Below are 15,113 nucleotides of genomic sequence, written 5' to 3'. Positions count from 1 at the left end.
ACCCTCGCTACTGCATAACAAAGCCGGTGAATAACACGCGTTCGATCACTTTACTGCCTTCAACGGCTTCCATCGCGGCCTGCACTTTATCTAACGCGGTTAGACGGATAGTTTCTTTACCCGCAGACGTACTTAACTCGTCAGCGGTCGTAGTTGAAAGCACACCTAATAATGTACTTTCAATAAGTGGAATATGTTTCTTAGCAACTTCTTCATTGACGTCACCGCGCACAAGGAGTTGCACCTTAATTTGTACAATTCGATCTCGGCTCGCGCCTGGCACATTGAATACGAAAGGTCTTGGCATCGCCACGTATAATGCACTACCAAGTTCTGCACCTGAAGACTCAGAAGCAGCCTCTGTCGTAACCGTTTCTTCCGCTAAAGTCTCAGCCGGCTCTTCATCACCTGATAAAAATAAAAAAGCCCCAACAGCACCTGCAATTAAAACTACAGCCGCAGCAATGATAATAATGAGCTTTTTCTTGCCGCCACCCGACTCTTCAATTTCTAAATCAGTTTCTTCTGCCATGCCTAGCCTTCAAGTTTATTCTAATCTAATCAATATTAGCAGCAGTTATGCGTAGTAATCTATGCCGGATTCACTGCTTGATGAATTTGTTCTAGTTTGTTGGCTATTTTGCGCTTGTGACTCCTGATTAGCAAGCTTTGAATTACCAAGTTCTTGAGCTTCATCAGTACCTTGCTCAGAACTTGAACCAGAATCCTGTTGAATATTACTTTCTCCTAGCTGGATACCTTGCTCAGCAAGCATTTCTTTAAGTTTAGGCATAGATTGTTCTAATGCCTCTTTTGCTTGCTGGTTTTGAACCACAAAATTCACCTGGGCCTGTTCAGCTTCACTGCGAATGCGAATTTGCATACTGCCTAACTCTGGCGGATCGAGGCGAATCTCGGCTTCTTTATTATTAATGTTCAGCATTGCATTTACTTTGTCATGTAATGCTTTTACCGCATCATTTTTCTGCAGGTTAAAAGTTTGAGCAATATTCGGGTCAGTACTTGCCTTTTGAGTGACTGCTGCACTTTGCTGCGTTTGCGCATTTTGCAATACATTATCAAACTGTTGAACTGATTGAGAAATATCTAAATCGTGTGTTGATTGCGTATTCGCTAATGGTGTCTGCTGTATTATCGACTTGAAAATATTCTCTGTTTGCGGGCTCATCTCAGCTTTACGGCCTTGCTTTGTAAACTGTTCATTATTAGCCTGCATTACGTCTGATAAATCAGCAGTTGAAACTTGCTCATTCTTTGCTTGTTCTACAGATGCTTGAGCTGTCTCAGATAAACTTTGAGCTGTTACTTTTGTACTGTTGTAGTTAGTTAAATCAGCATTGCCTTTATTCTGAGTTCCCATAACACCAATAGCGCTGGCTGTTTTTGGTTCAGTTTTTTTAGCATCTTGGTCATGCATATCAATACTTGATTTAAGTATTGATATTGTCTGTTCAGCACGTTCCAATTGCACATCATCTAACTTTCCACTATCAACGGCCTGTTGTAATGAGCGCTGTAGTGCAAGTTTCTCTTGGTTTGGCAGCGACTTTATTTGCTGCTCTAAAGCACTAGGGTTGACAGGGGTTTTATCTGCCAAATTTACCACTTTATCTGTAACTCGGTTACTGCCTTCTTGGAGTTCAATTACCTTATCTAGATGTGTCACTACTTTTGCGTCATTAGAAATAGAAACATTATCTGCTGTGGGCTCTTTTACAGATTGCTTAAAGTCAGTTGTTAAAGTATCTACCCTTTTATCAGCGTGTATTTGAGATAATCTATTGTTTTGTTCATTTGATTTTTGAGTAACATTAATATCAGATTTCTTAATCGCATTTAAATCTGACACTTGGTTAACATCAGCATCTGGTTGCACCTCACTCATTAGCATAGATGATGGTTTTTCGCTTGATTTAGGTGAAGTTTGCTGTACCGCTACATTGCTAATTAACTTTTCACTTTTACTAGCCTGATTATTAACCGACTCCGTAAGCCCCTCATTCACCTTACCTGACTGAGCAACAGGTTGAGATTGTATTTGTTCATTTAAAATTTTCGGTTTGCCGTCTTTAGATAGACCCTGAGGTTCTTGAGTTGCTTTACTTGCTAATGGCGATGAAGCGTTGACTTCACCAGTGTGGCTAGATGATTTAGTATCCACTTGCATTTTCCCACCAAGTAATGAAACTAGTTCAGATTTAGCAGACATTACTTTTACCGCTTCATTTTCATCTCGCCCTAAGTCTGGTGGTGAAATTTCATCCGCTTCTTTCTCGGTGTTTACAGGCAGAACTTCTTTACTTCTATCAAACTGTGTTAGCACGTCTTTCAATGCTTTTGGCACTGGCGCGAGGTGCTGTTTTACATCGGTAGTTTGAGCTGTCGAAGCTTGGATCTGAGCAAGTAATTTATCAGAGGTTGAAGGCTCAACTTGAGCATTTGTAAGCGTACCAGTGTGACTAGGTGTATTAATATTTTGTTTATTTGGCTTGGCAATATCAGGTTGTTCGACTTGACCAGCATTTAAAGCATTATTATCAGTAACTGGCTTAGTCGCTTGTTGACCTTCAGCACTCACCTGCTCATGATCTTGTTGCCCATGATAAACACTAATATTTGCTTTTTGCTCAGTATCTTTTGTCGTAGCTATTTGTTCTAAGTTTTTTTTCTTATCATCAACAGCTTGTTCACTCGCTTCGCGAGCGTTTTCTGCTAAAGGCGTTTCACTCGACTCTTTCTGCTCTGGATCACTATTAGATAAAGCCCCTGCTTTTTTAGAGTCTGCCACCATGAGTTTGTCTACATCACTGACTTTCTCATTGTGCTCACTCACTGGCTTTTGGGTAATTTTAATAGCATCTTGTTCACTCGCACTATTTTTAGTAGTAACCTTCGTTGAATCAACGCTCGTTGATGCATTTTCAGCTCGCTCTAACTCTGAATGAAAGGCGTTTTTGTCTGCTTGCTCTTTTTCACTGGCAAATCGCGCTTTTTCAGCTTGGCTCAATTTTAGATCCACTTCTAATTTTAAATTAAGCATATCTACACCTTTTCAGAGCGGCAAACGTAAGCCGCATTAGTATTAAATTCTATAATCTGTAAAAATAAAGCAATATTTAAGCCAAGCTAGCTTGCAATCCGTCTCATAAATATATTCGTTGCGAACTCGTCTAACATTTTTTGTTCAGCTTTATTTTCTTTGGTTTGCTTTTCAATGGCTTTCTTTTCAATTAACTTTGCAATCGCCTTAGTTTTCGCTTGTTGAGCTAACCACAATTTACGACGCTGCTCTTCAACTTGTTTCGCCGTTCTCACCGTTGTTGCTTGCTGGTTTATCGCTTCTTCAATTTTGTTGATGAAAGAATTGTACTGTTTGATGCTTTCACAACTCATTCCTTGCTTGGCTCTGTTATGAAGCTGTTGACTATACTCCAATCGAAAGTCGTTTAGGCCCTGAAGTTTTTGTTGGTTACTGACAAAGTTTTGTTGCGCTTGAACATAGTTAATGCGTAAATTTTCTTCTTTATCGGTCTCAAGTTTGAGTAGTAAATCTAATTTATTTTTCGCCATTAGCCTTGTCCTAGTAACTGTGCGAGGCCTTGTAAGCACTCGTCATAGCGCAATACATCTTTCATACCTTGTTGTAAGAAACCATTTACTTGCGGCATCATTTGTATGGCTTGATCTAGCATAGGGTCGCTTCCCTGTTGATAAGCGCCTAAAGTGATCATGTCTTTGTTTTGCTGATACATTGAGTAAACTTGCTTTAGTACACGAGCTTGTTGCATATGTGGCTCAGACACAACTTGTGGCATAACACGACTAATGGACTTTTCAATGTCTATCGCTGGGTAATGGCCGCTGTCAGCCAGCTCACGAGATAAAACAATGTGGCCGTCTAGGATTGCACGAGCCGAATCTGCAATAGGATCTTGCATGTCGTCCCCTTCACTTAATACTGTAAAGAAAGCAGTTATTGAGCCTTGCCCTTCACCCCCATTACCGGCTCGCTCCACCAGCGCAGGGAGTTTTGCAAATACCGAAGGCGGGTAACCTTTTGTGGCTGGCGGCTCACCGACTGCCAATGCTATTTCACGCTGCGCCATAGCATAGCGTGTCACTGAATCTAAAAGTAATAAGACATTTAACCCTTGATCGCGAAAATACTCTGCTATAGTGACAGCACTCTCGCAACCTTTTAAACGCATCAGAGGAGAAGCATCAGCAGGAGCTGCAACCACAACCGAGCGACGTCTACCTTCTGGGCCCAAGATTTCATCAATAAACTCTTTTACTTCGCGGCCACGCTCTCCCACTAAGCCTACAACAATGACATCCGCCTCACTACCACGAGTCATCATGCCAAGCAAAACTGATTTACCCACACCACTGCCCGCAAATAAACCCATACGCTGACCTTGCCCAACGGTAATGATCGAGTTAATTGCGCGCACACCCACATCCATAGGTTGACTGATTGGGCGTCTCGCCAGTGGGTTGATTGGATCTTGAGCAAACTTAAGATAGTGCTCTGCTTCAATAGCACCTAAACCATCTAATGGTCTTCCAAGGCCGTCAACGACTCGACCTAATAAGCACATGCCAACTGGTAGGCCGGTTTCGTTTAATTGGGGGATCACTCGCGCACCTGGTAATACACCAGAAATGTGATCGTTTGGCATGAGATAAAGTGTATCGCCGTTGAAGCCAATCACTTCGGCATTGACAAAACCGCGAATGGTTTCGATTTTACATTGACTGCCAACAGGTGCACTCAATCCTCGCGCTTCGAGGGTTAACCCCACCACGCGAGTTAAGCTGCCAGCAACGGCCGTAGCAAATGGCTTAATGTGTTTTTGATAGCGTGTTAAACGCTCAGCTAAAGGACTTTCGACACTCATGCATGATAATTACTGGTATTAGATACCACTATCATGCAAGAACTTCTCCATAATTTCATTTATACGAGTTTTAAGTGTCATATCTATTGAAGATTGGGCTGTTTTTACTTCACAACCTCCTCTTTCTAGCGTTGGCTCAGCTACTAATTGCCAGTGTTGTTGTTGCAGATGCTCAGCTCCATACGCTTCTTCTACTAAGCTCAAATCTTCAGGGTTTAAATGTATTTTTACTCCCTGCTCACCCATAGGCAGAGCATCTATAGATTTCTTAAGTGCCACTAAGATAAGTTCTGGATTAGTTTGTAACTCTTTAAACACCACTTGCTCCGCCAATAATTTGGCAAGGTGAACAAGTTGCTTCTCTACTGATTCATCTACTTTATTTAGAGGCGCTGCCATACCTTCTATTAACTGACTTAAATATTGCAGCTTTTCTTCAATCAGAGGTTTAACATCGTTTAAGCCTTGCTCTTTGCCTATTTCTAGGCCTTCTTTGTAACCAGCTTCTTTTCCTTCTGTAACCCCTTTATCGAACCCTTCGATATAACCTTGTTCATGACCTTGCTTAATGCCTTCTTCATAGGCGTCTTGACGGATCTGCTCAAGTTCTTCAAGCGTCAGTGTCGGAAACTCTTCTGGCTCTTGCGTTTCTGGTTCATCTTCATGCGTATGCTGCTGATTTTGATAAACTTGCTCAAGTGGTTGCCCAAATGCCGTAGAACGGCCTGAGAACTTGGTCGGATCTTCGCTGACATCCGGAATTGGCCAGCTTTTTAGCAATTCATCAATGGCTTCACCTTCTACCGGTCTGCCTTTATAAAACTTTTTATCACTCATCGATTATAAGAACTCTTCACCGCCACCACCACCCAGCATAATCTCACCTGAATCTGCAAGGCGACGAGCTGTAGATAAGATTTCTTTCTGTGCGGCTTCTACTTCACTGATGCGAACTGGTGGCATTGCTTCAAGATCATCTGCCATCATCTCAGCTGCACGTTTAGACATATTCGCTAAGATCTTGTCTTTCAGTGCATCGTCAGTACCTTTGATTGCTTTCATCAATACATCTTGTTGTACTTCACGCAGAATAGCTTGAATACCACGATCTTCGACATCCATCAGGTTCTCAAATACAAACATCAGATCTTGAATTTGCTGTGACATCTCTTCATCATGCTCACGGATTGAATCCATTAACTGACCTTCAACATTGGTGTCTAGGTAGTTCATGATATCTGCTGCCGCTTTTAAGCCGCCCATTTTCGCAGCTTGTGCACCGGCTTGACCTGCGAACTGTTTCTCCATGATCTCGTTTAGCTCTTGTAGTGCAGCTGGCTGAACTTCTTCTAAATTCGCAATACGCATAGTCAAATCTAAACGGACTTTTTCAGGGAATTGCGACAAAATTTCGGCGGACTGTTCTGGCTCTAAATAACTTAATACGATGGTTTGGATCTGTGGGTGCTCGTTACGAATAATATTGGCAACCTGCTTTGAGTCCATCCATTTCAATGAGTCTAGACCTTTCGCTCCAGAACCCATGACAATTTGGTCAATTAGGCTTGCCGCTTTATCTTCACCAAGTGCAGCCGTAAGTGCTTTTTTGATAAAGTCTTCAGATTGGAAACCTATGGTACTGAAGCTTTGGATCTGCTCAATAAATAGGTTATGAACCGCACTGATCTTAGCTTGTGAAAGGTCGTCTAAGGCTGCCATAGCCATACCAACCTTTTGCACTTGCTTTGGCTCAAGATGCTTTAAAATTTGTGCAGCATCTTCTTCTGTTAAGCTCAGTAATAAGATGGCAGCTTTATCAACCCCATCGAGTTTCTCAACATCAAAAGCTGCTGGGAGCTGTTTTTGTTCTTCTTCGTTACTCATCTTCCGTTAACCACGCTTTCACAACTTGTGATGATAATTCTGGTTCATTGGCTACAAGCGCTCTTACTGCTTTCAGTAAGTCTTCGTCGCCATGTAAGTCTGGTAATTGTAAAGTACCATCTGATGAGAAGCCAACTGCTGATGAATCAAACTCATTGTTCAGCATATCTAACGTGCTATCACCTAAGTCTACGCCGGTTGTTAACGCGTCTTCATCAAAGTCCTCTAGTGTGTCATCTGGGTCAATTAGGCGTTTCAGCATCGGACGAACAACCGCCAGTATAAGCACAATAATAACCAATGCACCAAGCGCAAGACGGATTGTTTTCATAAACCAATCTTGTTCCCACAGCGGCAGATCAGCTTGCTCAATGATATCCTCACGAACAAACGGGACAGTTACAACTTCTAACGCATCACCACGTTGCATGTCAAAACCCACACCACCTTGAAGTAGACGACGAATATTCATTAACTCCTCTTGGCTACGAGGTGCCATTGTCATATTGCCTTCTTCATCTGCTTTTGGCAGATAATCTACTGCCACTGAAACGCTGATTCGACGAATCACGCCTGTTTGCTGACGCTTGTGGCTGATAGTTGTATCTAATTCATAGTTACGAGTGGCTTCTTTTTGTGAACGAGAAGGCGATGAGCCTTGACCGTTAGCGCCACCTGCGATTTCAGGAATATTTGAATTTACTGGTGGTTGGTTCGATAGCGCGCCAGGAATCCCCGCAGTAATTCCTCCGATGTTACTTTCTTCGAAGGTCGTTTCGCTGCGTACAGCTGGTAAATCGGGATTATAGCGTTTCTGTGTTTCTTCAACTGCACTGAAGTCCATAGTTAAATCAACTTGAGCGGTATACTTACCGAGGCCAACAACAGGAATAAGGATGCTATCAATTTTTTCTAAATATTCTTGTTCACGCTTGCGCTCAATTTCATATTCTTTACGCGAGCGTGCAGCCAGTGAGTCCTGCGAACCTGAATTTAACAGACGACCGTTTTGATCTGTTACTGTTACACGTGCGGGTTCTAAACCTTGCACAGCTGAAGCAACGATATCTACAATCGAATCAACTTCTTCACCGCCAAGCGTTCTACCACGCTTTAAAGTAATAACCACGGTAGCCGAAGGCTTTTTCTCACGACGCGCAAATACATTTTCTTTAGGTATAGCTAACAGTACTTTGGCACGGTTAATATCTTGCAGCTCTTCAATGGTACGAGCTAATTGCTGTTCTCGACTATGCTTGAGGCGCTCACGCTCTAGGCGCTGACTCACACCAAAGCCCATGTCTTGCATTAATATATCTGTACCTGAGCTTGGAGCTTGTGTGAAACCATCACGGGCCATTTGTAGTTTTATGGTTTGGTAATCGGTTTCGGCAACCATGATGGTGTTGCCTTCTAGCTCATAATCAATTTTCTGCGCATCTAGAAAGTCTAGAGTCTGGACTAACTCTTCGGTTGGGTACTGGCCCAGTGGGCGCATATCAGGTTGGCGTGCCCAAATGATAATCGCAATTGCTATTGCCAAACAAATAGCTAAAGCAATGATAATAGTCACCTGGCGAAGCATATCAACGCCACTTAATGCGCTCAAATATCCCGACTTTTGCTCTTGCTGCTCTTCAGAGCCAGCGCCAGCAGTGCCATCGGTTAAAGTCAGATCGGTTGATTGATTCGTTGCCACGGTGCTACTCCACTACCCAGATTAAACTGGCATATTCATGATTTCTTTATAAGATTCTACAAGTTTATTTCTCACTTGTACCGTTGCTTCGAAAGCCACTGATGATTTTTGTGATGCTATCATGACTTCTGCAAGTGAAACACTTCTGTCACCCATCTCTAGTGCCGTTACTTTTGATTTAGCATCTTTTTGTAAACCATTTACCGTATTGATTGCGTCAGATAGCAAATCGCCAAATTGCGCAGAAGAAGTCGCTGCGGTTTTTTGTACTGCAACTTCATTGGTTTTAATGGTATTTCTCGTTGCCTCTACTGCAAGAGACTGCATTTCTTGATAAAGAGAGTTTGGTTGGATTTTCATAACACCCACTCCAATAAAAACATATAACTTGTAAAAGCACAAAGCGTGCCAAAAATTAAATCTTTATTTTCAGTGCTTTAGGGTGTTTTTATGTGAGTCGACTTTTTGACAACAATACCAATATTTTTAGTTGAGCGATCTATTTTGAGGATTAATATTAAAGAGGCCAAGATTTTGGCCTCTTGTAGAGAAGAAAGTTATGCTGGTAATGGGATCCCCATATCACGCATTTTTGCCAACTTATAGCGTAATGTCCTTGGGCTCATGCCCAGAACTTCAGCAACATCTTTACGCTTACCATTACACTTATGAAGCGTATCTAAGATAATTTGATGCTCTTTATCTTGTAATGTCGCTTTATAATTTGCAGCATCATAATTTTCTGTGTCACTGATTTCAGGCTCAACTTGTCGCATCTGTTGCTCCACATTGATCTGTGACGACACTTCAGTATTCGTTATTCTTGTAGTTACTAAGCTTGGTTGATAGTTTTCAATAAAGATATCTTCACCATGTACAATATCGCCCTGCTGCAGGATCAAAGCACGTTGAACTACATTATCAAGCTCGCGAACATTACCAGGCCAAGAATGTGATAATAATTTTTGCTTGGCACTATCACTTAAATACACTGCTGGCTTACCTGCCTTGCTGGTATGTCTTGCTAACAAATGCTCAGCTAGCACTACAATATCACCCGGACGCTCATTCAGTGGCAGCCACATCAGAGGAAAAACATTCAAGCGGTAATATAAGTCTTCTCTAAACTTACCTTCAGCCACAGCCTCTTTAAGATCACGGTTACTGGTCGCCAAAACTCTGACGTCTAAGTCGATAGTTTTTCTACCACCCAAACGCTCTACTTCTCGCTCTTGCAAGACGCGAAGGAGTTTGGCTTGCAAGCCTAAATCCATTTCGGTAATTTCATCTAACAAAATAGTGCCTTTTTGAGCTTGTTCAAATTTACCCGGACACGCTTGAATAGCACCTGTGAATGCACCTTTTTCATACCCAAACAAAGTAGCTTCGAGCATATTTTCAGGAATAGCCGCACAATTGATGGCTACAAAGGCTTCATCTTTACGCTCTGATTTATCATGAATGAATCGAGCTAATACTTCTTTACCCGAACCACTTGGCCCTAGCACCATTACGCTAGCATCAGATTTAGCGACTTTATTGGCAAGTTCAAGTAATTGCAGACTTTGTGGATCTGCAACCACAGGGCCCTCTGTTTCTTTTTCTTTTTCCGGCATATAGCGACTAACCATATTCAGAAGTACTTCTGGCGCGAACGGTTTTGCCATATAATCAACGGCACCTAAACGCATGGCCTCTACTGCATCATCAATAGTTGCATAAGCCGTCATCATCAGCACAGGCAAATCTGGGTAGTTAAGCTTAATGGTTTTGAGTAAATCCAAACCACTCATTGCGCCCATTTGCACATCGCTGACCACAATCGAGAAGGTTTGCTTTTTCAAAAGCATTACTGCTTCTTCGGCAGAGCTCGCCTCAACCGTATCAAAACCTGAAAGTTGAAGTGTATCGATTAATGCTTCTCTTAATCCTGCATCATCTTCAACAACTAAAATTGAATGACTCATACAACCTCCAATTGCTCTGTACTGAATGAAATTGGCAGTAATAAACTAAAACATGCTCCGCCGTGTTCATTATTGGTGACTTCTACTTTACCTTTATGTGAGTTAGCCACTGAGCTAACAACCGCTAAACCTAGGCCTGTGCCTTGGCTTTTTGTAGTAAAGAAGGGTTCAAATATTTTTTCTGACAGCGCTAAATCGATACCAGGGCCATTGTCAGACACTGAAATTCTGACTCTGTCTGACTCTTCATCACGCGCTGCACTTAATGTGATATGGGCATGTTTGCCAATCACTTGAATACTGTTGTGAATTAAGTTTTGGATGGCGCTGGCGAGCGCTGTTTTGTTACCTAAAATCTCAATGTCTGGTTCTGGTAAATTTACTTCAAGCTCACTGCTATTCATCGCCACCATGGCATCTGCACCCGCTTTCACTTCACTAAGCAGTTGCTGCATAGACACTTTTTCGATCACTTGCTGCTCACCGCTTTTTGCAAACAACAACATATCGTTTACTTGCGATTCGAGATCTTTCAATCTAGATATCAGTTTTTCATGAAAGCGTGAACGAGATGCTTCAGGCACTTTATTACTACCTAAATTAGCTGCATACAGCATAGCTGCCGAAAGTGGCGTTCTAACTTGGTGCGCTAACGATGCAACCATTTTACCTAGAGAGCTCAAACGCTGCATGTGTGCCATACGTTTCTGTAAACGACGGGTTTCTGTTAGGTCGGTCATTAAAATTAATTGACCCGGCTCTGGTGCAAGTGCAGTAATATCAAGCTTGATCAAACGACCGTCTCGCAGTGACACTTCGTGTCCATCGTCTTGTTGTGGGCTAAAAGAGCGATGAATGATATTAAACCATTTCTCACCTTCTAGCGGCTCGCCCAACATATCAATGGCAATTTGATTTGCTTTGGCAATCATACCTTGACCATCGAGTACCACAACGCCAGCAGGCATAGTATCAACTAGATGACTTAACCAACTTGCTTGTTGGCGTAAGTCGCTTAATTCCCCCACATAAGCCTCCTGCAGTAAACATGGGTTAAACTCTAAATCAGGTCGACGACTTAGAGGCGTTACTGGAGATAAATGTGATGTCTGGGCTAATTGTGCTAGTGCCATAACGTTAATCTCAAAACTTTAAACTAACCAAACAAAGCAGGTTGTGTGCCAAAATTAAAAAGCCATTATTTTCAATGATTAAGCTGACATTTAAACTCAGTTTATTAAGTGTTACATTTTTGACACTGTTTTTTTATACAGCCTTATATATACTCTTTTTATACTCATACCAATCCTCTTAATTAAGTTATCTATTTTGAGGTAAATAAAATTTGTCGATAGCACCGCTCACGCGTCCTGCTATCGCTGAGGTACCTACTTCCATGTAGGCAAGGTGAAAATTTTGCTATTTAGTTGTTCTAAATAAGAAAATTTCAACAAAGCTAGCGTCAGTTTTAGCCCCTCAAAATGATTAAGTATTATTGAGGATTGATATCAACCAACAGGGATAAAAAAATGTGCACACGCTGCCTTTGGCTAGACGAAACAAAACCAGATTACGTTGCTTATCACGATGAAGAATGGGGTATCCCAGTATTTGACGACCAAAAACTATTCGAGTTTATCACCCTTGAATCCGCACAAGCAGGACTGAGTTGGTACACCATTTTGAAAAAGCGCGACGGCTACAGAGCTGCTTTTAAGAATTTTGACGTCTATAAAGTTGCAGCCATGACAGATGAAGATATAGAAAGTTTAATGACTGAGCCAAGCATTGTTCGCAACAAATTAAAAATTGCGGCGACAATCAATAATGCCAAGGCATTTATAAAGATACAGCAAGAGTTTGGTAGCTTCGCAAAATACCAATGGCAGTTTGTTAACAATAAGCCGATCGTGAATCAAATACATAGCAGAGACGATTACCCTGCCACCAGCGAGATCAGTGAAAAGTTCGCCAAAGATTTAAAGAAACGCGGATTTAAGTTTTTAGGTCCAACTACAGTATACGCGCATATGCAGGCTTGTGGTATGGTCAACGATCACGATAATGCCTGCTTTCGAAAGCAAGAAATCATTGATCTATACCGCGATAAAGATTTTGCAAAAGAGCTTATGTAATAAACAGAAAATATAGAAAAGTAAAAAGCGCGTATTAAACGCGCTTTTTATTATAATTCAATGGCTCAGTTACCAATATCTATGGGTAGTTGGTTTAGTCTTTATTTAAATTATATTTTTTCATTTTTTCTACCAGTGTTGTACGACGAACCCCTAGAATTTCAGCTGCACGGGCCACCACGTAGTCGTTTCGCTCTAAAGCTTGCGTAATTAAACTCACTTCTAATTCAGCCAAGTACTCTTTTAATTCAATGCCTTCATCTGGCAACAGGCCAAACTGATTTGCAGAGTCATCGAACCCAGAGTCAAACTCAACCGACTCTTCATCATAGTCGCTAAAGCCACTACTAAATAGCTCGTTAAACGCATCTTTTTCAAGCAACTCTTCAGGATACTCAGGCTCAAATGCTTCAACTTCAATATGGCGATACTTAGTCGGCAAATCAGTGACGTCAACTACCTTTTCAGGGAACATAATCACCATACGCTCAACAAGGTTAGCCAACTCTCGAATATTACCAGGCCAAGGGTGAGCTTTGAGACTCTCAATTGCACGCTCTGTAAACTTAGCTGTGCTACCACTTTGCTCATGCACGCGGCGCATAAGCTCATTTAATAGCAGTGGAATATCATCTGCGCGCTCATGCAAAGAAGGATTTTCGATTGGGAAAACATTTAAACGGTAAAATAAGTCTTCACGAAACTTGCCACCTTCTATCATGGTTTCTAAATTTCTGTGAGTCGCTGCGATGATTCGAACATCAGCCTGAATTGCTTTTGTACCGCCCACTCGCTCATAACTACGCTCTTGCAGCACTCGAAGCAATTTTACCTGCATTTGCAATGGCATATCACCAATTTCGTCTAGGAATAAGGTACCACCTTGAGCGAGTTCAAAGCGGCCTTTTCGTGCTGAAATCGCCCCTGTAAAAGCGCCTTTCTCATGACCAAATAATTCACTCTCTAATAAGTCACCAGGAATGGCTCCACAGTTCACCGGCACAAATGGCCCTGAGTTTCTTTTGGATAAAAGATGAACATTTCGTGCAACGACTTCTTTACCTGTGCCTGATTCACCTAAAATCAATACATTGGCATCAGTTTTCGCAACTTGTGAAATTAAAAAGCGAACTTGCTTAACCGCCTCAGTTTCACCCACTAAACCATCGAAACTCTTGCCTGCTGTGGCATCAGCTTTGTTAGGTAGCATTCGAAGGTATTGCTGAGCATCATGCAACAATTGCATGGTTACATCATGAATAAATGGCTCTGAGATTAAACCAATGACGTTAGCGAGATCTAAAAGTGGTTTGAGCGTTTCGCCTATTAACAAAAATGGAGTCGCAGGAGAGGCTTTAATGACTTGTTCGTGATCAAGCTCTGCAAGGGCACCGAGGACGACTATGGCATCTTTAGTCTTAGACATCTCTTTCTGAAAATCACTTTCAGAAACCATTTGCGCAGGTTGCCCTACAAAGTTAAGAGCAGCTGATAAACCATTCGCGCGATTATTATTGTTATCTAAGATTAAAACCATTTAAGGAGTCCAATGCTTCTATCAATGTGACTTAATAAAAGATTGTAAGGGAGTATGTCAGGGATGCAATACCTAAGTGGCAAGTTTTTGACTCTATCGCCAAAAAAATGCCACTAAGTATGAGGTATATCAATACTTTTGTATTGATATATACATCAATGAGTTAAAGAAGGCCTAAAACAGAAGAGGCAGATTGATTCGCCTGGCCTCGTAAAGCAATCGATGCTTGAGATAAAATATCATTGGCAATTTGTTGCGATGCTGCCTGCGCAAAATCCGTATCTTGAATACGGCTTTGGCTTTGCGCTATATTTGATTGCTGTGTACCTAGGCTACGAATCGTACTACTTAAGGTATTCTCAAATGCACCAAATTCAGCTCGCTGACTATTAAGACTTTCTGATACATCATCCGCAGCAGTAATAGCAGCTTGAGCCCCAGATTGAGTAGAGATATCTACACTTAGAATAGCACTAGCAAAACTGCCATCCGACGCATTAACGCTTTGCGTAATATTTGCATCTGGCCCAACTTGAAAACTCGTGTCTTCACCATTGAAAATGGCTTTACCACCAAATGTCGTATTTTCAAAGGTTTCTGTTATTTGAGTCTGAAGTTGACTCACTTCATCTTGAAGCGCTTGTCTATCTGAATCAGTGAGTGTTCCACTACCCGCTTGAACAGATAACTCTCTAATACGCGAGACAGCATCACCTACCCCAGATAGTGCTGAATCAGCAGTTTGAGAAAGGGAAATACCATCGTAAGCATTTCTTACTGATTGGCTATAACCTTCTTGCTCTGAGGTAAGCCTATTAATAATTTGCAGTGCAGCTGCATCATCAGCCGCAGAGTTGACTTTTTTACCTGTTGTCAACTGTTCATAAAGCTTGTTGGATGTTTGCTCTGTTTTATTTAAAAAACCAGCACTCGGTGAATTGATTTGCATAACTCCTCCCCATCTTAGGT

13 protein-coding genes are annotated in these 15,113 nt (G+C 41.7%); 1 reads left to right on the top strand and 12 read right to left on the bottom strand.

Annotation, left to right across the window (positions count from 1 at the left end; genetic code table 11):
* Positions 1-7 precede the first annotated feature (7 nt).
* The 10 genes from fliL to ABMY35_RS16170 form a co-directional block, all read right to left on the bottom strand.
* Positions 8-532, bottom strand: coding sequence for a flagellar basal body-associated protein FliL (fliL, locus tag ABMY35_RS16215; RefSeq protein WP_349287164.1), 525 nt, complete (start codon positions 530-532; stop codon positions 8-10).
* A gap of 45 nt (positions 533-577) precedes the next feature.
* Complete coding sequence (locus ABMY35_RS16210) at positions 578-3,061, bottom strand: flagellar hook-length control protein FliK (protein ID WP_349287163.1); 2,484 nt, start codon at positions 3,059-3,061, stop codon at positions 578-580.
* Between the two features lie 86 nt (positions 3,062-3,147).
* Positions 3,148-3,591, bottom strand: a complete 444-nt coding sequence (fliJ, locus tag ABMY35_RS16205) for a flagellar export protein FliJ (RefSeq protein ID WP_349287162.1) — start codon at positions 3,589-3,591, stop codon at positions 3,148-3,150.
* Positions 3,591-4,922, bottom strand: coding sequence for a flagellar protein export ATPase FliI (gene fliI / locus ABMY35_RS16200; RefSeq protein ID WP_349287161.1), 1,332 nt, complete (start codon positions 4,920-4,922; stop codon positions 3,591-3,593). Before fliI ends, fliJ begins: the two co-directional genes overlap by 1 nt.
* 18 nt (positions 4,923-4,940) lie before the next feature.
* Positions 4,941-5,759 (bottom strand): flagellar assembly protein FliH, encoded by an 819-nt coding sequence (gene fliH / locus ABMY35_RS16195; RefSeq protein WP_349287160.1) that lies wholly within the window; start codon positions 5,757-5,759, stop codon positions 4,941-4,943.
* Positions 5,760-5,762: 3 nt separating this feature from the next.
* Positions 5,763-6,806 (bottom strand): flagellar motor switch protein FliG, encoded by a 1,044-nt coding sequence (gene fliG / locus ABMY35_RS16190; protein WP_058029196.1) that lies wholly within the window; start codon positions 6,804-6,806, stop codon positions 5,763-5,765.
* Complete coding sequence (gene fliF, locus ABMY35_RS16185) at positions 6,799-8,505, bottom strand: flagellar basal-body MS-ring/collar protein FliF (protein WP_349287159.1); 1,707 nt, start codon at positions 8,503-8,505, stop codon at positions 6,799-6,801. Before fliF ends, fliG begins: the two co-directional genes overlap by 8 nt.
* A 21-nt stretch (positions 8,506-8,526) precedes the next feature.
* Positions 8,527-8,865: a flagellar hook-basal body complex protein FliE gene (gene fliE, locus ABMY35_RS16180; protein WP_058029194.1), complete on the bottom strand. Its 339-nt coding sequence runs from the start codon at positions 8,863-8,865 to the stop codon at positions 8,527-8,529.
* Positions 8,866-9,062: 197 nt separating this feature from the next.
* Positions 9,063-10,472, bottom strand: coding sequence for a sigma-54 dependent transcriptional regulator (locus ABMY35_RS16175; RefSeq protein WP_349287158.1), 1,410 nt, complete (start codon positions 10,470-10,472; stop codon positions 9,063-9,065).
* Entirely contained in the window at positions 10,469-11,605 is a 1,137-nt protein-coding gene (locus ABMY35_RS16170) for an ATP-binding protein (RefSeq protein ID WP_349287157.1), read from the bottom strand. The genes ABMY35_RS16175 and ABMY35_RS16170 overlap by 4 nt, the downstream gene beginning before the upstream one ends.
* Positions 11,606-12,001: 396 nt before the next feature.
* Between ABMY35_RS16170 and ABMY35_RS16165 the strand changes: the two genes are divergently transcribed.
* Positions 12,002-12,607: a DNA-3-methyladenine glycosylase I gene (locus tag ABMY35_RS16165; protein WP_349287156.1), complete on the top strand. Its 606-nt coding sequence runs from the start codon at positions 12,002-12,004 to the stop codon at positions 12,605-12,607.
* Positions 12,608-12,701: 94 nt separating this feature from the next.
* Here the strand turns inward: ABMY35_RS16165 and ABMY35_RS16160 are convergent, their stop codons facing one another.
* Positions 12,702-14,144, bottom strand: a complete 1,443-nt coding sequence (locus tag ABMY35_RS16160; RefSeq protein ID WP_349287155.1) for a sigma-54 dependent transcriptional regulator — start codon at positions 14,142-14,144, stop codon at positions 12,702-12,704.
* A gap of 163 nt (positions 14,145-14,307) precedes the next feature.
* On the bottom strand, positions 14,308-15,093 hold the full coding sequence (locus ABMY35_RS16155) for a flagellin (protein WP_349287154.1): 786 nt from the start codon (positions 15,091-15,093) through the stop codon (positions 14,308-14,310).
* Positions 15,094-15,113: the final 20 nt, after the last annotated feature.

The sequence above is a fragment of the Pseudoalteromonas sp. BZB3 genome (assembly GCF_040104455.1).
Taxonomy (GTDB): Bacteria; Pseudomonadota; Gammaproteobacteria; order Enterobacterales; family Alteromonadaceae; genus Pseudoalteromonas.
Note: the sequence above shows the minus strand (reverse complement) of the source record. Positions and strands in the feature narration are given on the sequence as shown.